Origin of the sequence: Paenarthrobacter sp. NPDC089988 (assembly GCF_044748465.1) — a bacterium.
GTDB lineage: Bacteria > Actinomycetota > Actinomycetes > Actinomycetales > Micrococcaceae > Arthrobacter.
Genome location: NZ_JBIVGD010000019.1, coordinates 72,834 through 96,604, shown reverse-complemented (window position 1 = coordinate 96,604; position 23,771 = coordinate 72,834). Strand labels below are relative to the sequence as shown.

Genomic DNA, 23,771 nt, shown 5'->3' with positions numbered 1-23,771 from the left:
AGGAATGTCCTATGCGTGGGGTGTATAGCGGACCGAGTGGACGGTACCGCTGTTGAAGGATTGGACGGCCAGCATTCGGCCGGTAAAGCCGGAGGCCACTTCCGTGGAAAGGTGTCGCCCGTCAAGGCGTCCCAGCTCGCGGACTCCGGAAGGTTCGACGACGGACAGCACCACTTCGTCGGGTCCGCCGTGGCCCAGCGGCACTGTCGGAGACGACGGCGGCACGGCCTCAATGCGCAAAGTCACCGCTTTCGCGGCTACCTGGACGGCAGCGAGTTCATGTTCGATGTCTCCCAGACGCGCGCAGGCCCGGACTTGCCCATCCAGCAGCTTGAGCCCGAACCAATACCTGTCATCAATCCGCAGCGTGAGACTGCCGGAGAGGCTGAACGTTGCCTCAGCCGTCCATTCCAGATCGCGCACCCGCGTGCACAGCAGCCCCGGACATCCATCGGCCAACGACGAAAGGCGGAGGCCGCCGTCGTCATCTTTTGAGACGATCGACGCTGGTTCACCGCCGGGTACAACCCATCGGGCATCCAGCGGACCGTGCGGAAAGTTTTCGGTGAATCCCGTTTCTGCCTGAGGGATGTCAAAGCGGTCCTCGATGAATACCGGCCAGCCATCAACCCAGTCGACGCCGGCAAGGAACGTCTCCCTGCCGAGGACATGGAATCCGGGGGTGGAACCTTTGGCGCGCACGCCGAGGTAGACCGCCGCCCAGCTGCCGTCAGGCGTCTGGACCAGGTCGGCGTGACCGACGTTCTGGACAGGGTGGATGGTGCTGCGGTGGGTAAAGACCGGATTGGCGGGGCATGGCTCGAAAGGCCCCGCCGGAGAGCTCGCGCGTGCGACGGTAACGCAGTGGCCTCGTTCCGTTCCGCCTTCGGCGAGCAGCAGGTACCAATAGCTGCCAATGCGGTAGAGGTGGGGAGCCTCAACAGCACCCAAGCCACTGCCCTGCCAGATCGGGTATGGCTCATCCAGCAGCCTTCCCGTGGACAGGTCCAAGCGCGCTTGACGGATTCCCACCTCGCCCTCGGTAAAGCTCATGGCCTTCCAGCTCAAGTAGCAGGTTCCATCCACGTCCCAACACAGATCAGGGTCAATGCCGATGGCCCCATCCACGAAGACCGGTTCGCTCCACGGGCCTGCCGGATCCGTACTGTGCACCAGGACCTGGCCGGCGTCGTAGTCGCTGACGTTGGTGGTGACGAACCAGAAGGTTTCTTCGTGGTGGCGGAGGGTACCTGCGTAAAGCCCCGTGGAGGGACGTGCGTTGCCCAGCCGGAACTGGCTTCTGCGATCGAGCACATGGCCTATCCGGGACCACGTCACCAGGTCACGGCTGTGGAAGATCGGTGCTCCGGGGAAGTATTCGAAGCTGGACGTCGTGAGGTAGTAGTCCTCCCCCACCCGGCAAATGGTGGGGTCGGGATGAAACCCCGGCAGGATCGGCTGGAGCGCGGAGGGTGAAAAGTTCCTGCCCGGCGCTGAGGGGTCAACTGCGGATGCTGTCATCGGGAGCTCCCTTTAAGGATCTCCGCCACTTTTTGCCGCAAAGGGATACGATTGCTGACCCAAGGCTCCGGCACCAAGGCCCAACCCAATTTGCCCACCGGTTCGTCAAGGTACCTGGCGAGTTTCTCGGCGGCTTGCGCCTCACCGTCAGGAGCGATACCCGTTTCGACGGCGGCACCAACCACGGCCGACCAGGTGGAGGGCTGGTTGTCGAGCAGTTCGCGAATTGTCGCTGCCGTTCCTTCACCGCCAGGGGCGGCTGGATCGACGATTGACCAGGAGTGCTTTCCGTGCCCAACGGTAATGGCTTCTGCGGAACCGGGAAGGCGTACCGCAGCCGTTGATCCGACGGGCGCAACCACGGTAAGGGTCAGCTGACCGCCCTCACGGCGCCAGTCCACGGAAGCTTCGCCGTAGGGGGTGAGGTGACGGGCCGAGGCCTGGGTAAGTGCCGCCGTCGGATGGGGTTGTACGAGAATCTTCCGGTAACCGGGCGCGGCGGGTGCGAGCCCTGCCACGCTGCGATGCAGCCAGTCGGCCACTGCGCCCAGCGCGTAGTGGTTGAAGGACGTCATGCCGCCCGGGTTGACGCTGCCATCGGGGCGCATGCTGTCCCACCTTTCCCAGACAGTGGTGGCACCCATGGTGACCGGATAAAGCCAGGACGGGCAGCCGGTCTGCAGCAACAGCCTGTAGGCGACGTCGATTTCACCGGCTGAGGTCAGAGCATCACATACCAGCGGGGTCCCAACGAACCCGGTGCTGATCCTGAAGCCGCTGACGCGCACCAGATCGGCGAGGCGACGCCCGGCCTCCAAGCGTTGGTCCTCGCTGGGCAACAGTGCCCACTCAAGGGCCATTGCATAGGCGGTCTGGGTGTCGGAGAGAATGCGGCCTGCCGGGGTCACGTAGGTGCGTGCAAACGCCGCCCTGACTTCGTCGGCCAGCTTGTTGTAGTTGGCGGCCTCCACGTCCCGTCCCAGGATTGCCGCTATACCTGACAACACCTCCGCAGAGCGTGCCAAGTGGGCGGTCGCCACCACATCAGGGTCAGTTTTGGCCCGGGCAGCGTCTTCCGGCGGGGCGCTGGGATCGAGCCAATCGCCGTACTGGAATCCCCCCGTCCACAAGGAGTCTGCCCCCGCCAGATCGGCTGCCTTGTCCACCCAGGCACACATACTGGGGAACTGACGTTCCAGTACCTGCAGGTCGCCCGTTCGCTGGTAGACGGTCCACGGAACCAGCACGGCGGCGTCACCCCAGGCGGCGGTGGGTGCGTTGGTCAGGTCTGAGTGGACCACGTCAGGTATGACGTGCGGCACGGATCCGTCCGGGAGTTGCTCGGCCGCGAGGTCCTTGAGCCAGGAGCCGAGGAATCCTCCGATGTCATAGAGGAAGGACGCGGTGGGTGCGAAGACCTGGATGTCGCCGGTCCAACCGAGTCGTTCGTCGCGTTGTGGGCAGTCGGTGGGAACGTCGACGAAATTTCCGCGGATGCTCCAGTTGACGTTCTCGTGGAAGCGGTTGAGTAGTTCGTCGGAGGAGGTGAACCATCCTGTGCGCCGTAGGTCCGTGCCGATGACGACGGCTTCAATGTCCTGCTCGGTGAGTCCGGGGACACCGGAGACCTCTGCGTAGCGGAATCCATGGACGGTGAGGATGGGCTCCAGGGTTTCCTCGGCTTCCCCGGCCACAAGGTAGGTGTCGGTGGCCTTGGCGGAACGCAGCGGCTCGGTGCAGAGCTCGCCGTTTTCCAGGACTTCGGCATGTTGGATAACCACCTGGGTGCCGGCCGGCAGGTTCCTGGTGCGGAGCCTGACCCAGCCGACGAGGTTCTGCCCGAAGTCGACCAGAGTTTTCCCTGATGGTGACGTGAAGACCGAGGCGGCCGGAAGGACCTCGGTTAGCCGGATTGCCGGCCCTTCCGGTGCGACGAGCGTGCTGAGGTCGGCGGGGATGATCTCGACGGCGGCATCCTCGCCGGCGGCGGGGGCTACTGCGGTGGCGAGATCCGTTAGCTGGCCGTCGTAGAGGTCGTCGGCCAGGATGTGGCTGTTGCGGGCTGTCCAGGTTCCGTCGGAGAGCAGGACGTAAGTGCCGCCGTCGTGCGTGGTGACTTCGAGCTGGGCGAGGACGGCGAGCCGGTCGCCGTAGATGGCGCTCTTGTGTTCAAAGCCGAGGCGGCCACGGTACCAGCCGTTGCCCAGCAGCATGTCCAGGTGGTTGACTCCGGGACGCACGATTTCCGTGACGTCGTAGGTGTGGTAGCGGAGACGATGGTGATATGAAGTCCAGCCCGGGGCCAGGACCGTGTCGTCGATGCGCTGCCCGTTGATTGTTGGTACGTAGATGCCGTGCGCGGTTGCGTAGAGGCGGGCCATTTGGATTGTTCCAGGGATGTCCAGGAGGCCGCGAAGTACTGGCGCGGGCTGGCCTACGCGGCCAATGCGGGCAGGACTGATGAACTCAGCCGACCAGTCCTCTTCGTGCAGCAGGCCTGCCTCGACAGTGGAAGGGTTGCTCCAGTCGCTCCAGTCGTTGCCGTGCGCAACACGGACCCTTAATATCGCCGCTTCCCTGGACTGCAGAGCCGGTCCCGGCCACGGGACGAGGACCTGTTCGGAGCTCTCGACCCGGTAGACAACGGTGCCGGTTTCCCTGGTGTCTTCAACTTCGTAGGCAGTTTGGGTGTAGTCCTCGTCCGCGGCCGGCACGGTCCAGGACAGGCGGGGTGTGCCCGTGCCGATGCCGAGTACCTTGTGGGGTTCGGTGCGGTTTTCGAAGCGGGGGGCAGAGGGAGCGGCAGCGTGTGCCATGTGTTTCTCCAGACGGATTGTTGCTGTGGCCGGCGGGCAACCGGGGTGATCTACGTGGTGGGGTTTGCTCAGAGTGATGCCGTGGCGCCGTTGGGGTCCACTGCCTTTTTCTCGTCGAGGAGCAGCTTGAGCCGGGCGGCCCGACGCTCGCGCTGCTTTGCGGGGTCGGCGACGGGTGCAGCCATCTGTAAGCGACGGGTGTATTCGTGCCGGGGCGCGCGGGCCACTTGCTGCGCTTCGCCGAGTTCCACGACAGCGCCTTGGTACAGCACCGCGATCCGGTGGCTGATGGAGTTGACCACCCCGAGGTCGTGGCTGATGAAGAGGTAGGCCACACCGGTTTGTTCCTGCAGTTCCTTGAACAAGGTCAATACCCGGGCCTGGGTTGTGACGTCAAGGGCGCTTGTTGGCTCGTCGCAGATGATGACTTGAGGGTCCAGGGCCAGCGCTCGTGCGATGGCGATCCGTTGGCGCTGTCCGCCGGAGAACTCTTTGGGGTAGCGGTTTCCAGCGTCGCTTGGGAGACCCACCGCGTCCAGCAGTTCCCGTACGCGTTGGCGACCGCCGGTGGCGCCTGCGGCGGCCATCGGTTCAACGAGGATGTCTTCCACCGTCATCGAAGGATTCAGGGAGGAGTAGGGATCCTGGAAGACAACTTGGATTCCGCGGGCTACCTTTCGCCGCTGGGTCCGGGAGATGTTGCTGATGGTGTCCCCCTGGAAGGTGATGGTTCCTTCTGTGACCGGTGCCAAGCCGAGGATTGCACGTCCGATGGTGGTCTTTCCGGAGCCTGACTCACCCACCAGGCTCAGGGTCTCGCCGGCGTGGAGGTTGAGGCTGACGTTGTCGATGACCCGTTTGGAAATGCCGTGTCGGCCCTTGTAGGTGACAACGAGGTTCTCTACTTGCAGCAGTTTTTCCTTCATGGCTCAGACCTCCATCAGTTCGACGCGGCGGGAAGACTCAAGCAGTTCCTGCGTGTACCGCTGTTGGGGCGCGGTGAACAACGAGTCGACGTCGTTGCGCTCCACGATCCTGCCGTCTTTCATGACGCTGACGTTGTCGCACAGATCCGCAACAACACCCAGGTTGTGGGTAACCAGGATCATGGCAAGCCCCCTCTCGATGCTGAGTTCGCGCAGCAGTTCCAGGACCTCGGCTTGGACTGTTACGTCCAGTGCAGTGGTCGGTTCATCGGCGACGATCAGATCGGGATCCGCTGCCACGGCGCCGCAGATGAGGACGCGTTGTGCCATGCCTCCGGAGATTTCGTGGGGGTAGAGGCCCATGACGCCTTCGGGGTCCCGGATTCCGACCCTCGACAGCAGTCCGATGAGATGTGTTTTGGCGTCCTTGGCACTCATTTTCTTCACCGCACGCAGTCCGTAGACGAGCTGGGCGCCAATAGTGAAAGACGGGTCCAGGTTGGACATCGGCTCTTGCGGGATGTAGCCAATCCGGTGACCCCTTGCCCCCTTCAGCGATTTGGTGTCTGCGAGAAGATCCTCACCGTCCAGGAGGATGCTTCCCCCAAGAATGACGGCTTCTTTGGGCAGGATACCGAGGGTCGAAAAGGCCATCTGTGACTTGCCTGAACCGGACTCCCCGACGAGTCCGTGGATTTCGCCCTTCCGAACGTCCAGGTCGACACCGTGGACAACTTCGCGGACATGGTCCGGGCTGTCCGGATAGCCGATCCGGAGGCCGCGGATGGACAGCAGAACCTCGTTGCTACCCTCGGCTCGTTTAACCTGCGTCCGCTCGCGCTGCGCAGCGGTGACGAGTTCCATTCGCCGTGACTTCTTGAGGTTGTTGTTGTGGGCGGACGCTTGAAGGACATCCCGCAATACGTTGCCCAGCAGCACCAGGGCCAGAATCGTCAAGGTGATCAGGAGGGCAGGCCAGAGTACGCCGAAGCGGTTGTTGTAAATATTAGCGTTGGCATTCTGCAGGATGCCACCCCAGGAGGGTTGTTTCGGATCGCCAAGGCCCAGGAATTCGACGCCTGCCTGGATGGCAATGCCTGAGGCTGCGACGAAGGAGCTCTGGATCACCACGGGCGCGCGGACGGCCCACAGGACATGGCGTCCGATAATGCGGAGATCGGAAAGGCCAACAACTTTTGCCGCGTCAACGTAGAGTTCCGTTCGAACGGCCAGGACCACTGAACGAACCAGTCGGTAGTACGTTGGTGAGACAAGCACGCCGAAGACCGCCATCGCTACCAGCACATTTGGGCCGGTCAAGGCGAACAGGGCGATGAGCAGGACGATGCTGGGCAAGGACATGATTACGTCCGTGACGAACCCGGCGGCCGCCTCGAACTTGCCGCGGTAGAAGCCGGCAAGCAAGCCCGCGGTCACGCCTATCAGTACAGCAATAGCCAGGACCAGTACAGCGCCAAGAAGGGTGCCGTTCGTTCCCCACATCAACTGCGAGAGGGTGTCCCGGCCTGCGCGGTCGGCGCCCAACAGATGACCCGGTGAGAAGGGTGGAGCGTTGACGGCGTCAAGGTCTGCCTGGTTGGGCTGATAGGGAGCGAGCAGTGGACTGACCAGTCCGAACGCGATCACGAAGAGCAGGAAGGCAATGCTGAGGGCACCTTGGGGGTTTCTCAGCAATCTGGTCAGTATTGAATGGCCTTTGGGCGCCACTGGGGCTTTCATCGCAAGCGGCGTGGTTTCGGCGCTCATCGGGTCCTCGCTTTCGGGTTCAGCATGGTGTTGGCGAAGTCGCCCAGGAAGTTGACCACCAGCACGATGATGATGGTCACTACGACGGTCCCCATGACCATGGGCACGTCGCCTTGCTGGGCCGAGGTGTTCGCCAACTGCCCCATGCCGGGAAGGGCCATGACTTGTTCGACGAAGATGGCTCCGCCCAACAAGCCGAGTGTTTGCAGGCTCAGCACGGTCAGGCCAGGCCCACCGGCGTTCCTGAGTACATGCCGGAAAACCACACGGGACTCACGTATGCCCCGTGCCCGCAACGTGCGGACGTAGTCCTTGGACAGGGCATCAAGCACGGCACCACGGAATTGGCTTGCAGCACTGGCTACAGATCCAATCAAGAGCGCAAGGACCGGAAGGGTGATCGACAAGAGCCAGCCGCCGAAGTTGCGGTCCGGCGATACGTACCCCGTGGCCGGAAAGACGCGGACGGCGATTGCGAAGGCGAAGACCAGGACGATGGCGATAATGAAGGGCGGGACAGCCGCTCCCAGTACTGAAATGAACTGGAGAACCCTGTCCAGCCAGCCACCATGGACCGCGGCCGCGACGCCCAACAAAACACTAAGAATCAGCGTGAAGACCAAGGTCAGGATGACCAGGGTCAGTGTCACCGGCACCCTCGTCGAGAGCGCAGACGTCACGGTTTGGCCCGTGAAGAAAGACTCACCGAGGTTGCCGGTGACAGCCTTGACCAACCAATCCCCAAACTGCACCAACAGGGGTTGGTCAAGCCCCAGGCTGACCACTTTGCGTTGCACGTCAGCGTCTGTGGCTTGGTAACCCAGGATTGCGCGGGCAATACCGGTACCGTTGCCAAACATCAGGCTGAACGTTGCAAAGCTGACGAGGATAAGTATTCCCGCAGAGCGGAGAAGACTCTTGAACAAAGAAGACATCATTGTGGTCGCCCGGGTTTCTGGTGTTGTTACGTGTGGTTGCGTTACTTGAAGTCGCGCAAAAGCGGGTGGAGGCCTGAGAAGTCGCTGGACTCCTGGAGATCAACCTTGGGGTTGGTCGCGTAGAAACGGTCCATGTAGGCCATCGGCACGAACCAGGCTTGTTCCGTCACGTACTTGTTCAGGTCCTGCTCGGCTTGTTTGCGCTCAGACTCGGATCCAGTGAGGACCGTGTTCCACAGCCCCTCGACCTTCGCATCGGCCTGGTGCGAAACGTTCCAGATTCCGTCCTTCAACACGTAGTCGCTGATGTCCTGCAGCGATTCGCCGTAGTTGCCCAACTGCCACAGCGGGACGGGGAATTTGCCGCTCAGCAGTTCAGCGATGGCATTCGGCCCCGAAAGCGGCACTTGCTCAACCTTGATGTTCAACAAGGCCAACTGCTGCGTGATGTATGGCATCAGGGTTTCATGGTTCTGCCCGGCCATGGTCGGAATCTGCAGCGTGAATCCGTCGGCGTAGCCGGCCTTCGTCATCAACGCCTTGGCCTGATCCACATTGAAGGGGTACGGATCCTTCATTCCGTCAATGTAAGCGTCGCTGCCCTCACGGAAGATCTGGTACGCCGGGCTCGCGTGGCCCTGGTAGAGCTTCTGAGCCATCGCGTCCCGGTCGAAGACCATGTTCATGGCTTTACGGACATCAAGGTTGCCAAGTGCCGGCACCTTCTCGCCCAAATGGTCAGTAATCAAAAGGCGTGTAGTGCTGCTGCCTTTGAGGGTCTGGATGTTCTGACCGGCGGCCTTCGCTTCTTCCAGTGTGGCCGCGGAGACCATGGTGCCGTCGATTTGCTGCGTCTTCAGCGCGTTCACCGCTGCAGTCTCGTCCTCAAGGACTTTGATCACGAGCTTCTTGTAAGGAAAGTTTGCGCTGTCCCAGAAGGAATCATTCTTGACGAAGGTGTACACCGAACCCCGCGTCGTTTCAGACTCGCTCAGGGTGTAGGGCCCGGAGCCCACGGGAACGTCGAACTTCTTGGAGGCGATGGATGCCGGTGTAGCAATCTTGGATTCGCACATCCGCAAGGCCAGCAAAGGATTGGGCGCCGGCCAGGAGATCGCGACTGTTTGGGTGTCAGGCGTCTGAACGATGATTCCCGCCCACCGGCTGGACGCTCCACCAGCGGTGGCGTAGTACTCCGCGTTGGCCTTGACAGCTGCAGCATCTACGGGCGTGCCGTCGGAAAACTTCACGCCGTCGCGGATGTGGAGGGTAGCCGTTTTCTGATCGGCGCTGAACTCCCACTTGTCTGCCAAGGATGCTTCTGGCTTGCCGGTCTTGTCGCAGCGAAGCAACGAATCCCAGACGGCGTCAGCCGACCATCCCTGGTAGCTCGGCTGTACACCAGGGTCCCATCCCTGAATATCAGCCGTCATACCGATGGTCAGGAGGTCCTTACTGCCGGATCCGCTCCCGGTATTACCATCCGTGCCGCCACTCGTGCAGCCAGTGAGCGCAACCAGCCCGATGGCCAGCGGTGCTGCCAAGGCGACAAGGGCACGTCCTCGTGTGCGTCGCATGAAAAACTCCTTTGTTGTTGAGGGGCAGATACGCTGCCTGCAACGTCGTCAAAGCCTCGCTCTTGAGGGGCAATTTCATCGGCGTGCAACGTTGTCCGTAAGAACTGTAGGTCAGTTCTGAATCCGGCGTCAAGACCAACTTGTCGCATGGATCACAATTCCGGAGCAAAAGCCCTGCAAATAGCAGGAACTCTCTGTCGTACTGCAGCGGTGGCGTGTGCCCGACTTGGCGCGAGCTTGCCAATATTGGTACAACGTTGTCCGTTCCGTTAGACTGAACATGAAGCTATGGACAAGGAGAAGGGGTCGACGTTGACACCGAAGGACAGCGCCACTACCGACAAGCCGCGCCGGGCAACCCTTCAGGACGTCGCCGGTGAAGCCGGCGTATCCTTCTCTGCGGTATCCAAAGTGATCAGGGGCGCGTCCGGCGTGAGTCCCCAAATGCGTGAGCGGGTCACCGCTGCCATCGAGAAACTGGGGTACAGACCCCACGCCGGCGCGCGTGCCATGCGTGGAAAGTCGTACACCGTGGGCGTGATGATCGTCGAGATGGAATCACCCTTCCAGCCCGAAGTGGTCAAAGGGATCACGGACGCCCTGGAGACAACGCCCTACCAGGAAGTCCTCGTCACAGGCGGTTTATCACCCGAACGCCAGAAACGCAGCATCGAAGCACTGCTGGATCGGCAAGTGGACGGAGTCATCCTGGTTGCTCCGTGGATGGAAGCTTCCTGGCTGGAGGAACTTGGCGCCAGAATTCCCACGGTGGTGGTAGCCAGACACGGCACGGCGGCAAATTTTGACACCGTTGTTGATGATGAATTCCAGGGCGCACGATTGATGGTGGACCATCTCGTCGAACTGGGTCACCGCCGCATCGTCCATACAGGAATGCCCTCCGGCAACCTCGAACCATTCGTCCTTTCCCATACGGCCAGGCGCTACGGCTATGAACAGGCGATGCTCCGCCACGGGCTGACCCCCGAAACCATCGAAACCACATACTCGGAAGTGGGCGGTTACGAAGCCGCACGCCGGGCCCTTTCCGGAGACGACATGCCCACTGCGATTTTCGCTGGCGCAGATATCGCAGCCCTTGGCGTCCTTCGGGCAGCCGAGGAGGAAGGCCTCATGATCCCGGATGACCTAACTGTGGTGGGCTACGACAACATCTACGTCTCATCGATTGGACGCATCGCCCTCACAACCGTGGACCAGTCCGGACATCTCACGGGCGCCAACAGCGCGCGCCTGCTCCTTGAACGCATAGATGGCAGGACACAGCCGGCCCATTACGTCCTGGCACCCCAACTTGTACCCAGGAAGACCAGCGCTGCCCCTGCTACAAGCCGCTTGGTGCAAGAAGGGTCCGTCCCAGCAAAAAGGTGAAGCGCGCCGGACCTGGACTCATTTGGTCGGGGCCGTAGATCTCCGGATTACGAGCCGGGGTTGGAACAAGTCATGACGGGAGTCACGGCGTCCGTCGATGCGTTCCAAGAGCAGTTCTCCGGCGCGCTCACCCATTCGAGTACCGGATTGGTCAATTGTTGTGAGTTGGATCGGGCCCAAGGATGAGGTTCGGGAGTTATCCCACCCAACCAAGGAATACGTTGAAGGTACCGAGCCGCCGTTGTCCCACAGCTCATTCATGATGCCCAGTGCCACAACGTCCGCCCCTGCATAGACAGCTGTGGGCGGCGGGTCCACGGCGGCCAACTGCCTGGCGGCATACCGTCCCCCATCGAGGCTCCATTGTGAGTCAACGACTGCGGCATTGCGCCCCAGGCCTTTACGTTCCATGGCACGGACAAATCCGCTCAGACGATGACATTCCGGACGCGCTTCATCACTCCTGCCATCTTCATGCATCACGAACGCAATGTCTTTGTGGCCTAGCTCTGCCAAGTGTGCGACCACCAGCTGTGAGCCGAGCTCATCGTCGGCGGCGACAGTATCGAAGGATTGGCTGCGGTGGTGATGGCCTACGACCACAACAGGGACGCGGGCAGCAATCGCCTCAAGTTCGTTGCCCCTCATCAACGGTGACACCAGGATCAGGCCGTCTACTTGGTGGTCGATCATTGCCTCGATGACAGATTGCTGGACTGTTGCGTCAAAACCGCTCGGGGAAACGAAGACATCATAGGACTTGGCACGGACAACGCTTGTGAGTCCGTCGGTTATGAGGCTGTAGAAGGGGTTTTCGATGTCTGAGAGAACCACTCCGATGGTGAAAGTACGGCCGCGCATTCCGCGCGCCGACCCGTGAGGACGGTAGCCAAGCTCATCCATGGAGGCTTGGACGCGTGCACGCATTGCCGGGCTGGCTCCGTAGGCGTTCCTCAGTACCTTGGATGCCGAAGCAGTGGAGACGCCCGCGTGCTGGGCTACGTCGGATATTGTGACGCGGCGTCGGTCTCTGTCTGCGTTTTCTCTCACGGGCCACCTTCCCTGCGACTCCGAACAAGACTAAGCCCCGCTTCCCCGTGCCAGGGAACATGCGGACAGTGCAGAACCCCCGCAGGTCTGGGCGGGGGGTCTGCACTGAGCGGCTTCTATTTTGCTGGTTCCACCACTACTTGTATTCGATCCAGGTTCTGGGCAATGGCGAACTTCGCGCTCGAGTCACCGCTGCGTTCAGAAGAAACCCGTAGGGCTACCAGGTACGTGCCGGGCTGGTTGAAGGTTGTGGTCGTCTGAAGGGTCATGACATTTCCAACGCGGGTCAATGGGGCGTCCGCGTAGTTGCCATCGCCATTCAGGTCCCACTCCGCCTTGATGATTTCTCCCGCGCCGGGCGGCACTTGGGCCTTGGCTTTCAGCGTCAGCGATTGACCTGCCTTGACGGTCACACTCTTCTTGCCTTGGGATGTCAGGTCGACCGTCGGCTGCACTCCGCGGCGCACTGCCGCATTCTCGGGTATCACAATCTGGGCATCCGCAACCTTGTAGTTGGTCGAGGCCGGAGGCGCTGTTCCCGCCTCTGCCCACGCGGCAACGTCACGTAGTGCCTGCTCTGCCATCCCGTACCAGTTCACCAAATGTTTGGCCCGTTCACCGGAGACTGGGGCGTTCTGGTGGTCCGCATGATCGTTGAAGTAGACGCGGTACGTATTGCCGGCTGCCCTCCCCAGGCTCGCTTCGACCTTGTTTCGATACCAATCAGTGTGCCAGGGCAGCGCGTCGGTGTCGTAGAGATTGGATACGGCGATGACCTTCCCCTTTACTCTGCCGTCGAAGGCGGCGTTGCCCGATACGGCTCCGGAGAAGACGGGAGCGGTAACTGCGCGTTGCGGATAGAGCGGTGAGCCGTCTGCTCTACGGAATTGGTTCAACCCCACCCATCCCTCGTTGGCCGGGGGCACTTGGTACCTGTAGTAGAAGCGGTTAGCGATGTTCCAACGGTTCCCGACGGTATCGCCGGCCTTGGCCAGTTCGGCTCGCACGCGCTCACCCAGGGGTGAACTCTCCTTGCCCAGGTAACCGTCCGTGTTCCAGAAGTCGTCGACGTACGTGGGGTCGTACCAAAGTGGATCGCTGGAATCGAGACCGTTGGGGTACTGTGCCGAACGGCCCAGCAGGTAGTCCGGGTACTCCCAGCCCTCCCATGGAATACCAAGTGCCTGCACTTCTTTCAGCATGGCAGACTCAGCTGCGTCCAAAGTGGCGTAGGGATTACCGCTTCCACCTGGAAGGAGTGCGGTGCGGATCTGGTCGGCCTTGTCGCCCAGAATGAGCTCTGCAGCCGATCGGCCAAGGAAGTTGTAACTGGTAGGCTGCGGAACCCCTTGGACCATGGGGACAAAACCCTGCCAGACACCGGTAGTGTTCTCTGCCGCACCGATGGTTTGATAAGACCCTCCACTGGGGCCGTAGAGGTAACCACTAATGGGCTTGTTCGTGCCGTAATACTTCGCCGCAAGTGTTTCAGCGAACTTGGCGGCCGCGGCCGAATGCCGGTAACCCAGTGCAAGGGACTTGTTGCCCGCCTGGACGGCATAGCCGCCACTGGAGAGGGCAAAACCGATCGCCCTCTCATCAGCATGGGATGTATCTTCCTCCGCTGTGAACGCTGTTGGGTAGGTGTACTGGAAGAAGCGCCCCTTCCATTGCGCCTTATCCTGCTGCGCGTGGAAGTAGATGGTGAACTGGATATTCGTACCGTCGAAATGACCCCGGATGCGATGGTGTGCAACGGGGGCAGTCTCGTCAGTTTCGCTGTCAATGACCGGCTTTGAGTACGTCGCATCCGAACATGCAGCGGTCACCTGCATGGCTCCGGCAACGGTCTGGCACTCTGCTTGGCCAGCAAATGCCGGAGAAGCAGCAGAAAGTCCAGCGCTCAGCAGCAACGTTACCGCCAGGGCGCAGACACTTCCCCGCCGTGCAAGGGAAAAGGGAATCATCATTGTCTTCCTTAGGTCCGATACCCACGACTACCGTCTATTCGGCTCGAAGTGGTTTTAGAGAACGTTCTCCATGGAACGTTTCAAGAAGATTAGGCGCGACGGACCAACACGGTCAAGCCTTTTTCTGCAAAGAGTTGGTCGGTTTCACAGCCTTCACTCTGACTTCAGCGATAGAAAGCCGGACGGCTGGTGCATGTTCCGGCGAACGGCCGGCTCACGGTCCACGGGCTCCGACCCAGTTCTGCGGCGCTAACGCGGAAGTCTGGTATCCGAGGCCTGTGGTTGCGGTGGAAGCCTAGGTGTCGATGAGAGTCCTTGCAGCGTCGGGGCGTTCGATGGATTCGATGGCGTTCTCGAAGGCTGCCCGGACGGCTATGACTGCCGGATGTCGTCGCGTCAAACTCTCACTTCGGTGTAGAGCGTTCTGCAGGGATGATCGTGAAAGTTGAGTGACGCGATGCCCGCAAGATGGGGTTCGCCAAGCAGAGCAGGAACAGCTGCTACTGCGTGGCCGTCGCGCACCAACTGCAGGTTCAACAAGGGGTCGGGCCGCTAGCGACCCGAGCATCGCCGATAACGGAACATATGTCCGAATCCCCCACTGCGATCACGGCTGTCCGGTAGGGCTCGAGGACAGAGCAAGAGCGTTCGCTAGCGACCCAGTGGGCCCTTTCGCAAGCGACCCCATCGCGGTGACGCTAATGACTGCGCCACAGCTCCATGATTACGCTGCGTCCTCGACGTCGGCACAACAATCGAATTGCGCGCTCGAAACCAAAGTCGACGCAAGCCGGTCATGGTGAAGGGTAGGTCTAGCGTCCATGGATGGCTAAGCCCCAGCAGAAAGGTGCCCTCAGCAATAGCGTGACTCGACGAGGAGACTGGAGCATGAACGCGCTCACCATCAAGGACCCCGCCGACCTGCTCGGCTTCATCGGCCACACCCAACAGAAAGCCTCGTCTGCATCACCCTCGACAAAGACAAAGTCGGTGCCACCCTCCGCATCGACCTCCCCCAACACCGAGGCCAAGAACTCCACTTCGCCCAAACCGTCGCCGCCTACCTCACCACCGACGAACGAGCCAACGGCATCGTCTTCGCCCTCTACACCACCGAACCTCCAAAACGCGGAGAAGCAAGGCCGCACCGCGCCGCCATCGCAGCCCTCACCGGAGTCCTCGCCCACGAAGGCATCACCATCCGCGACGGAATCTACGTCACCGACACCACCTACTCCCCCTACGACACCCACCCAGGCGAGAGCATCGCCATCCCACTCAGCACCACCGAATACTCCCAAGTCAACGCCGAATTCATCTACCGCGGCAGCTCCATCGAACCCACAAACCAAATCACCCTCCCGGCGGCGACTGACCAGAGAGCACACGCGACCGCCGTCGAACACCACATGGAAACCATCCTCAACGGACCACCTGCAGCAGCCACCCAAAAGGCTCACCAGCTCTGGACCACCATGCTCGAGACCAAGGACTACCCCACCGACGACAGCATCCTGAAGCTCATCGCCTACTACCAGTTCCCCCACATCCGTGACCGGCTCATGGCCGACATCCCAGGCATCAACGAACCACCCGAACGCATCCTCTTCGCCCAAACCAGCCAGGCACCGGACTGGTCACGCATCGCATGGGCCAAACAACTCCTCACCCACACCTACACCCTCACCGCCCCAGAACACTCAGCACCCATCCGCACCACCATCGGCTACATCAACTGGTGGGAAGGCCGAGGATCCAAAGCCCACCAATACCTCCAACTCGCCCTCGACACCGACCCCGGCTACCGCTTCGCACGACTCACCGACCACATGCTCGGCGCCGGCATCATCGCAGGCTGGAACACCAACAAAAACACCGCCTACAAAAACCAACTCGACATGCCTTAATCACGTCAAAGGGTAGGCGCAACACTCCCGGCGCTTTTGGTGCTCTACCGAGCCTGCAACCGAAGCTGGGCAAGGAAGTCAGAAACGACCAACCGTGTGTCAACGCTCTGGCACATCCTTCGCCGAGGAGCATCGCTCACCTCCACAAATGTGCTGCCCGTTTCCGCGAGCCCGGTGACTACCAAGGGAGCGCTGTCTCCCAGGCACCACAGCGGACCAAACTTGATGAAGTCCGGGACAACCAATCCATGAAAGTGCTCCCATAGCCACGCGCCAACGGCTCCCCCGGCCCGGAGGGCATCGTCGAGCTCGGCCACGGAGATGACAACGTCCCGGTAGGCCTCCAGCGGGAACTGGTCAATGTCCAGCTCACCATTCCCGAGGACGAAGTCTGCAGCGGTGGGATCGGTGAAGTAGTTATATTCCTCGTTCTCATTCCCGCCTGAAGATCCACCAACCCACGCCAGTTTGAATCGTGCTGCGATACTCGGATCGACCAAAAGTGCATCTGCGACGTTGGTCAGGGGCCCCGCGCAGACGACAACCATCGGTAGTCCGTCCGCGTCCTGGACGGCATCAATGATGGCCTCCGCGGCCGCGCTTTTCCGGACTTGGCCAGTGAATGTTGCGTCCGGCCCCGGATGAACGACCGCCGGTTGTTTGAGGACCCCGAGAAGTTCCTGAGCGAGGTCTGCCCCGGCCTGGGCCATGCCGGCGGGTGGACCAAACATGGGATTGGTCAAAGAACTCGTGACGGCGACGATTCGGTTGGCTGGCGACGTGACATGGTGCGCCAGCGCGACAAGTCCGTCAGGGTCACCTGCCCAATCGTTATCCAGCACTACGCGGCAAGCGGGCGCTATTTCTATCATGGGGACTGGAGATCCGGACCTTTTCAAAGTGGGAGACGAGGTAACCCAGTAACAATCCCGCGGATGCTCCGGTCCCGTCCCGAATGGTTTCAATGGATGGAAGGCCAGTCGAGCCAAATAGTACGGGCCGCGTCTAAGGGGCCTTGATCAGGTCCATGTAGACCTCCAGCTGCTGAGCCATGTCCACGCCGCTGTCGTAGAGCCAATTCAACTGGACCCCGTCTACCAAGGCCGTGATCTGACGGGCGAGGACATCCGGTGACAGTCCTTCGCGCAACCGGCCGGCGGCAAGTTCGCGTTCCAGTTCGGAGCGGACCGACTGAACAAAGTCTTCATTCCGTCGTACCAGGAACTCGTGCGCCGGATGATCAGCGTTGATCGCTTCGGCTTTGAGGGTCGCATCCAGGTGAATGACCCCTCGAATCCCTGCGTTGTGTCGCATGACAGCCGGCACGGTCTCCAGAAGGCCGCGGTCTTGGATGAGCTTGTCACGCCATGGCCCTTCCCGCTCCTCACGAAGAACCAGCACAGCCTGCAGGAGCGCCTCCTTGCTCCCAAAGTGGTGCAGGAGTGCGGTGTGGCTGGTGCCCACGGCCTCGGCTATCTGTCGAATGGAAAGACCCAGGTATCCCTTTTCGGCGAACACCTGGAAGGCTGCCTCTACAAGTTCAGCTCTTTTCCGAGCACCGTTTGCGTAGGGGGCGCGCTTGCCTGTCCGGCCCGGCCCGCGGGTTTCCTGATCCATCGATAGACCTCCTATCAGAGGAGGCTATCAAGTTTCTGTTCCACTTTGGTACAGAAATCTCGCTGAAAGTATTCCAATGTGGTCAAAGTATGGCTATGGTTGCTGGAAAGGCGCGGCAGCCGTTCTCACTGCCCGCACCGGTCACGCGGAGCCAATGGTGGCTCTGATCCAAAGGAGGATTTACATGGGTGACCCCTCAGCTCAGACTCAAGTCATGGAACCTGCCGGCTTCCCAGCGCAGGAGCACCGAACGGACCCACCACAGGCGAACTCAGCGAAAAACCAGTCGATGTCGCCCAGGAAGGTTGTGGCGCTCGTCCTCACCGCAGCGTTGGGCATGTACATCATGAGCCTGACACTCGGCACGGCCCTGTCTTTGAGGCTCGCTGTCGTCGACCCGGCCAGCAAAGAGACAAGCTATGGCATGGCCGTTTCCATCAGCGCAATGCTGCTGCTCGTCACGGTTCCGCTGACCGGCGCCCTCTCCGATCGCACCACCAGCAGGCTGGGCCGCCGTCGTCCCTGGATTATCGGCGGCCTGGTCCCGGCGCTGCTCGCAGCAGCCGTCATTGGCATGGTGCCGTCTACACCGGTGATCATCGCCGCCTATGTCATTGCCCTCGTGTGCGCCCAGGCGGCCTTCAACGCATATGCGGTCATCCCCATTGAGGCTCTCCCGGACAACAAACGGGCGCGGGTCATGGGTGCAATGGGGATGTTCGGAGCGCTGGCCATGTCCGCCGGTTCCTACCTGGCCGCGTGGCTGGTGGATGTTCCGCTGTTCATGATGTGCGTTCCGGTGCTTCTGGCCGTACTGTGCAGCCTGCCTCTGCTGGTGCTGTACAGGGATCCCGTCAAAACGCGAAGCGAAGTACCACCATTGGACATCAAGGGCCTGGCAAAGTCCTTCCTGGTCAATCCCCGGAAGCACCCCAACTTTGCCTGGGCCTGGGTGTCTCGATTCCTGGCGGGCGTTGCAATGACAGCGCTCTTTGCCTACTTCATCTTTTTCCTGATCGATGGGCTCCACATGCCCATCGCAGAGGCCGGCAGGAGCGCTGGCACCCTGACCTTGATTTCGGCTCCGGTGAGCATCCTATTCTTTACCGCCTCGGGCTGGCTCTCCGACAAAATCGGCCGACGCAAGCCGTTCGTCATTGCCGCCGCGCTCCTAATGGCCACGGCCCTGGTTCTCGGTGCGACGGCTACGTCCTTCGAGCAATTCGTAGTGGCATGGATTGTCTTCGCCATGGGCCAGGCAATGTATCTCACCGTTGACCTCGCCCTGTGCGCCGCCGTGCTGCCCGACGCCCGCGATACGGGCAAAGACATGGCCGTCTTCAGCCTGGCGCTCAGTATTCCCAACATCATCGTCCCAGCGGCAGCTCCTGCCATCCTCGCCATCGGCAGCGGCCACAACTACGGACTCCTCTGGTTCGCCGCCGCCGCGCTGTGCGCCCTCGGCAGCGTCACGGTCACGTTCATCAAGGGTGTCCGCTAAGAAGCGGAATCTTACTTTCAAACATCACAAAGGAAATCAATGACCATCTCACACTCCTTCCCCCAGAACTTCCTTTGGGGAGTGGCCACAGCCGCACACCAAGTGGAAGGCAACAACGTCAACAGCGACACCTGGTTGCTGGAGCAACTGCCCGGCACCATCTTCTCCGAACCATCCGGCGACGCGATCGACCACTACCACCGTTACCGCGAGGACATCGCGCTCATCGCCAGCCTCGGCTTCACCACCTACCGCTTCTCCTTGGAATGGGCGCGGATCGAACCGGAGGAAGGACAGTTCTCGACGGCGGCACTCAACCACTATCGCCGGGTGCTGGAAGCGTGCCACGAGCAAGGACTGACGCCTGTGGTCACCTATCACCACTTCACCTCGCCGCTGTGGCTCCTGGCGGCCGGGGGTTGGGAAGACCCGGCAACTCCGGAACGCTTTGCACGCTACTGCGACCGCGTCACCGAGCACCTCGGTGACCTTATCGGCGTCGCCTGCACCCTCAACGAACCGAACCTCCCCTGGCTCCTCAAGGAGATCGGCATTGGCGGTGGCCCTGCCGAAAGCCGCGGCGAAGTGCCAATCTGGGCAGCGGCAGCTGAACGCCTGGGCATCGAAGCCGCCCGCGTGGCACCGTTCCAATTCACCGTCTCCGAAGCAGGCTTTGACGTAAAACTCGCTGCACATCACGCCGGACGCGACACCATCAAGGCACGCTACCCGGACTTGATGGTCGGCTGGACCCTTGCGAACACGGACATCCATGCCGCGGAGGGCGGAGCGTCCAATGCCGACCGCATCCGCCGGGAAGTCAACGAACGTTTCCTCGAAGCCTCACGCGGGGACGACTTTGTGGGAATCCAGACCTACGGCCGTACCGTGTTCGGAGCAGAAGGCTTGGTCCACGCCGAAGAGGGTGTGCCCACGAATCAGATGGGCGAGGAAATCTACCCCGAAGGCCTGGAAGCGACCATTCGCGAGGCCGCCAGGGTAGCGAACGTCCCGGTGATCGTCACCGAGAACGGCCTCGCCACCGAAGATGATTCCCAGCGCCTGGACTATCTCCGCACCGCAGTGGCCGGAGTTGCCTCCTGCCTTGCTGACGGCATCGACGTCCGCGGCTACATCGCATGGACAGCGTTCGACAACTTCGAGTGGATCTTCGGGTACATGCCCAAGTTCGGCCTGATCGCCGTTGACCGCGCCACCCAGGAACGTACCCCCAAGCCAAGCGCACACTGGCTGGGCGGGGTGGCGCAAACCAACGGCAAGTCGCGCGACCTCGAAAACCAGCCGGCCTGACACGACGTTTCGAATCGCAACGAACACTGGAGAACACACTGATGACTGACTGGTACGCCCGCATGATCGCTGCGGACAAGGAGTTCGACGGCGCACCACTGCTGCGCGGCGAGTTCAGGCTCGACGACGGCCACGGTGCCGTCGAATCCGCCACACTTTTCCTGTCCGCTGTTGGAGTGGTGGAAGCCTGGGTCAACGGCCGACGCGCCTCCGAGGACCTGCTCACTCCCGGCTGGTCAAGCTACGAGTGGCGCATCCGGTACAGCGAACTGGACGTCACCTCCCTGGTGGGCACGACGACGGTCCTTGGCCTTGCGCTCGGAAACGGGTGGTACCGCGGGCGGCTGGCATGGTCCGGCGGTTCAAAATACTACGGTGATGAGCTCGGCGCCTTCGCTGAACTGCGCGTGCGCTTCGCCGACGGCCACGAACAGGTCATCGGAACTGACCACACGTGGACAGCGGGCCCGTCAGCCACTACGGTCAATGACCTCTACGACGGCCAGTCCATTGACGCCCGACGAGCCAGTGACGAGTGGCTGGCTCCCGGTTTCACGTCGGACGAGTGGACCACCGTGCATGTCCTCGACGACGATCTCAGCCGACTCGAGCCCTACATCGGCCCTCCAGTCCGCCGCCAGCTGGAACTGGAGCCAGTGAAGGTGTGGACGTCCCCGGCAGGCAAAGTACTCGTGGACTTCGGCCAGAACCTGGTGGGGTGGATCCGGGCTTCCGTGACTGGTCCTGCGGGCAGCGTGGTGACCGTCCGTCATGCGGAAGTACTGGAAGACGACGAACTGGGCACCAGGCCCTTGCGCTCCGCAGAAGCGACAGACAGGTTCACCCTCTCTGGAGCGGCGGATACATTCGAACCGACCCTGACATTCCACGGCTTCCGCTACGCCGAAGTCGAGGGATGGCCCGGAGGTATTGACGCCCTACGTCAAGGTGAGCTCACCGCCGTCGTCATCAGTTCCGACATGAAGCGCATCGGCACTTTCGAGTCCTCTGATCCGCTGCTGAACCGACTACACGAGAACGCTGTGTGGGGTATGCGCGGCAACTTCGTGGACGTTCCCACCGACTGCCCCCAGCGCGACGAACGCCTCGGCTGGACCGGCGACCTTTCGGCCTTCGCGCCGAGTGCAGCCTTCCTGTTCGACAGCCGCAACTTCCTAAGGGATTGGCTGCGGGATCTGGCCCTGGAACAAAGCCACGACAGGGACATCGTGCCGTTCGTGGTGCCCAATGTCCTCAAATACATCGAGCAACCGGCCGAATTTGGCGCCCCCGATACGGCGGCGGTGTGGAGCGACGCTGCAGTCTGGGTTCCATGGGCGGTTTGGACGGCTTACGGCGACAAGCGCGTCCTTGAGGAACAGTTCGAGTCAATGACCGGCCACGCACGCCGGCTCCGCACCAAGCTCTCCCCCAACGGTTTGTGGGACACCGGCTTCCAGTTCGGCGACTGGCTTGATCCCGACGCGGCACCGGATCAGCCGTGGGCGGCGAAGGCCGACAAGCACGTGGTGGCGACACTGTGCGCCTATCGAACAGCCTCGTTGGTGGCGGCAGCAGCAGACGTTCTCGGCGATCAGGCTGCGTCAGAGGAATTTGGTGACATGGCCCGGATCCTGCAGGCAGCGTTCACCGAGCACTACGTCACCGACGGCGTCATCACCAGCGACTGCACCACCGTCTATGCACTCGCCATCGTTTTCGGAATCCTCAACGAGGCAGACCGGGAGTTCGGCGGACAACGCCTCGCCGAACTCGTTGAGAAATCCGGCTTCCGGATCTCCACCGGATTTGCCGGGACGCCTTTTGTGACCGATGCGCTCGCTGACACCGGCCACCTCGATGCGGCGTACCGTCTGCTGCTCCAAACCGAGAACCCTTCGTGGCTATACCCCGTCACGATGGGCGCCACCACCATCTGGGAACGCTGGGACTCCATGCTTCCGGACGGAACCATCAACAAAGGTGAGATGACCAGTTTCAACCACTATGCGCTCGGCGCTGTAGTGGATTGGATGCACCGGACCATCGGCGGACTGGCACCCCTCGAACCAGGCTACGGCCGCATCCTCATCGCACCCCAGCCCGGCGGCGGACTCGAATGGGCCGAAACCGAGCTGGAAACACCGCAAGGCCCCGCCTCGGTCCGCTGGGACCTTATCGACGGTCGACTCGAAGTTTCAGTCACCATCCCCAAGGGAAGCGAGGCCGTACTGCGGCTTCCCGGGCTGAAAGATGAAGTGGTTGGCCCGGGCCAGCACACCCGAAGCGGAAACGGCGCGCAGCTCGCCTTTCAATGATTGAAAACGCGTCACTGTCGCAGTGCGCTGCCAGCGAAGCTAAGAACGGGCATACAGCCCGATGAAGGAAAGTAGGAACACATGTCCCTAAGTGTCGAGGAAATCAACAAGACACTCCCCCTGGCCAACACGCTCCCGGGCGACGCCGTTCCCTATTACATGGCTTCCGGCGAGGGGGCCCGGTATGAGATCAACGGGCAATTGGTCACTGTTATTGCCCGCGCCGCGGACACGGGCGGCATTTTCAGCGCCGCCTATGTTTCCGGCGGGATGGGGGCGGAGTCTCCTTTCGTCAGCCACGCGATCGAGCACAAGACGCTTTACGTGTTCGATGGCATCCTGCATGTCTGGTTGCCCGGTGAAAGCCGCATTCTGACACCGGGCGATTCGGTGGTCATTCCGCCGGGCACACCCCACGCGTACCGGATGGCCAGCCACTACACCCGTTTCCTCAACTGGATGACCCCCGGCGGAGCCGAGGCCTACTACGAGCGCGTGGGCACTCCCATCGACTCGCACGTTCCTCCCGTCCATGCCGGCCACAAGCCCTCAGCCCAGGAACAGGCAGAAGTGGGCGCCGAATTCGGCATCACATTCCCGGACGTTGAACGTGTCCAACCGGGACTTCAGCAGAATGCCGGCCTGCCGTCGTCGTTGAGCCCCTACTTCCTCAGCGCCGGCGAGGGCGAACGCCTGGTGAGCTACCAGACGATGTTCTCTTACCTTTCACGCCCGCAGAACACTGGGGACAACTACTTCGCGGTCCACACCAAGGGTGCGAAGTCCCCGTATATCCCGCTGCATTTCCACTCCGAGCACACCGAGAACTTCCTGTGCACGGAAGGCCGCATGTGGTTGTACGTCAACGGACGCGAAATGCTGTTGACCAAGGGCGATTTTGTCCACGCCCCTGCCGGCACCATCCACTCGTTTGCCTTCGATGCCCACAACACCCAAATGGTTGGCTTCCTGACGCCCTCGGTGTTCAACGGCTTCTTCGAATACTTCAACAAGCCCACCGAGGACTACATCTACACCGAAGGCGGCGAGCCCTATATGGACATGGAAGGGTTCGGCCGCGCCCAGGCAGAACTGGACCTGACCGTCGTCGGGCCTCCCCCGCAGAGGCGTGTTGCTTTGGAAATCTAGAGCGGAATGCA

The 23,771-nt window shown here is 61.5% G+C and carries 16 protein-coding genes; 6 read left to right on the top strand and 10 right to left on the bottom strand.

Translation table 11 applies throughout. The features are described from left to right. Positions 1-9 precede the first annotated feature (9 nt). The 6 genes from ACIPV6_RS19530 to ACIPV6_RS19505 form a co-directional block, all read right to left on the bottom strand. A complete protein-coding gene (locus ACIPV6_RS19530; protein WP_400272472.1) occupies positions 10-1,521 on the bottom strand; it encodes a family 43 glycosylhydrolase in 1,512 nt (503 codons plus the stop codon). Further along, positions 1,518-4,337: a family 78 glycoside hydrolase catalytic domain gene (locus ACIPV6_RS19525; protein ID WP_400272471.1), complete on the bottom strand. Its 2,820-nt coding sequence runs from the start codon at positions 4,335-4,337 to the stop codon at positions 1,518-1,520. The genes ACIPV6_RS19530 and ACIPV6_RS19525 overlap by 4 nt, the downstream gene beginning before the upstream one ends. Positions 4,338-4,405: 68 nt before the next feature. Beyond that, positions 4,406-5,263 carry an ATP-binding cassette domain-containing protein gene (locus ACIPV6_RS19520; protein ID WP_400272470.1) on the bottom strand — a complete coding sequence of 286 codons (858 nt, stop codon included), beginning with the start codon at positions 5,261-5,263 and terminating at the stop codon, positions 4,406-4,408. A gap of 3 nt (positions 5,264-5,266) precedes the next feature. Next, positions 5,267-6,958, bottom strand: coding sequence for a dipeptide/oligopeptide/nickel ABC transporter permease/ATP-binding protein (locus tag ACIPV6_RS19515; protein WP_400272469.1), 1,692 nt, complete (start codon positions 6,956-6,958; stop codon positions 5,267-5,269). A gap of 68 nt (positions 6,959-7,026) precedes the next feature. Then, a complete protein-coding gene (locus tag ACIPV6_RS19510; protein WP_400272486.1) occupies positions 7,027-7,965 on the bottom strand; it encodes an ABC transporter permease in 939 nt (312 codons plus the stop codon). A 44-nt stretch (positions 7,966-8,009) separates the two neighbouring features. Further along, positions 8,010-9,545 (bottom strand): ABC transporter substrate-binding protein, encoded by a 1,536-nt coding sequence (locus ACIPV6_RS19505; RefSeq protein ID WP_400272468.1) that lies wholly within the window; start codon positions 9,543-9,545, stop codon positions 8,010-8,012. A gap of 288 nt (positions 9,546-9,833) precedes the next feature. Here ACIPV6_RS19505 and ACIPV6_RS19500 point away from each other — a divergent pair, with 288 nt between their 5' ends. Then, on the top strand, positions 9,834-10,937 hold the full coding sequence (locus ACIPV6_RS19500; protein WP_400272467.1) for a LacI family DNA-binding transcriptional regulator: 1,104 nt from the start codon (positions 9,834-9,836) through the stop codon (positions 10,935-10,937). 18 nt (positions 10,938-10,955) lie between these two features. Here the strand turns inward: ACIPV6_RS19500 and ACIPV6_RS19495 are convergent, their stop codons facing one another. Both ACIPV6_RS19495 and ACIPV6_RS19490 read right to left on the bottom strand, forming a co-directional pair. Further along, the gene (locus ACIPV6_RS19495) at positions 10,956-11,987 is read right to left on the bottom strand and encodes a LacI family DNA-binding transcriptional regulator (protein WP_400272466.1); all 1,032 of its coding nucleotides are present in this window, start codon (positions 11,985-11,987) and stop codon (positions 10,956-10,958) included. 116 nt (positions 11,988-12,103) lie between these two features. Continuing rightward, the gene (locus tag ACIPV6_RS19490; RefSeq protein WP_400272465.1) at positions 12,104-13,954 is read right to left on the bottom strand and encodes a PKD domain-containing protein; all 1,851 of its coding nucleotides are present in this window, start codon (positions 13,952-13,954) and stop codon (positions 12,104-12,106) included. Positions 13,955-14,838: 884 nt separating this feature from the next. Here ACIPV6_RS19490 and ACIPV6_RS19485 point away from each other — a divergent pair. Next, positions 14,839-15,864, top strand: a complete 1,026-nt coding sequence (locus tag ACIPV6_RS19485; RefSeq protein WP_400272485.1) for a DUF4192 family protein — start codon at positions 14,839-14,841, stop codon at positions 15,862-15,864. Positions 15,865-15,908: 44 nt separating this feature from the next. Here the strand turns inward: ACIPV6_RS19485 and ACIPV6_RS19480 are convergent, their stop codons facing one another. Together ACIPV6_RS19480 and ACIPV6_RS19475 are read right to left on the bottom strand one after the other, a co-directional pair. Then, positions 15,909-16,595, bottom strand: a complete 687-nt coding sequence (locus ACIPV6_RS19480) for a nucleoside hydrolase (RefSeq protein WP_400272464.1) — start codon at positions 16,593-16,595, stop codon at positions 15,909-15,911. A 274-nt stretch (positions 16,596-16,869) separates the two neighbouring features. Then, entirely contained in the window at positions 16,870-17,481 is a 612-nt protein-coding gene (locus ACIPV6_RS19475) for a TetR/AcrR family transcriptional regulator (RefSeq protein ID WP_400272463.1), read from the bottom strand. A gap of 289 nt (positions 17,482-17,770) precedes the next feature. On the opposite strand from ACIPV6_RS19475, the gene ACIPV6_RS19470 reads away from it, so the two are divergent. From ACIPV6_RS19470 to ACIPV6_RS19455, 4 genes are all read left to right on the top strand, one after another. Beyond that, positions 17,771-18,982 carry an MFS transporter gene (locus ACIPV6_RS19470; protein ID WP_400272462.1) on the top strand — a complete coding sequence of 404 codons (1,212 nt, stop codon included), beginning with the start codon at positions 17,771-17,773 and terminating at the stop codon, positions 18,980-18,982. Positions 18,983-19,021: 39 nt separating this feature from the next. Beyond that, positions 19,022-20,293 carry a glycoside hydrolase family 1 protein gene (locus tag ACIPV6_RS19465; RefSeq protein ID WP_400272461.1) on the top strand — a complete coding sequence of 424 codons (1,272 nt, stop codon included), beginning with the start codon at positions 19,022-19,024 and terminating at the stop codon, positions 20,291-20,293. Positions 20,294-20,334: 41 nt separating this feature from the next. Next, entirely contained in the window at positions 20,335-22,611 is a 2,277-nt protein-coding gene (locus tag ACIPV6_RS19460; RefSeq protein WP_400272460.1) for a family 78 glycoside hydrolase catalytic domain, read from the top strand. Between the two features lie 81 nt (positions 22,612-22,692). Then, a complete protein-coding gene (locus ACIPV6_RS19455; RefSeq protein WP_400272459.1) occupies positions 22,693-23,760 on the top strand; it encodes a quercetin 2,3-dioxygenase in 1,068 nt (355 codons plus the stop codon). The last annotated feature ends 11 nt before the right edge of the window (positions 23,761-23,771 follow it).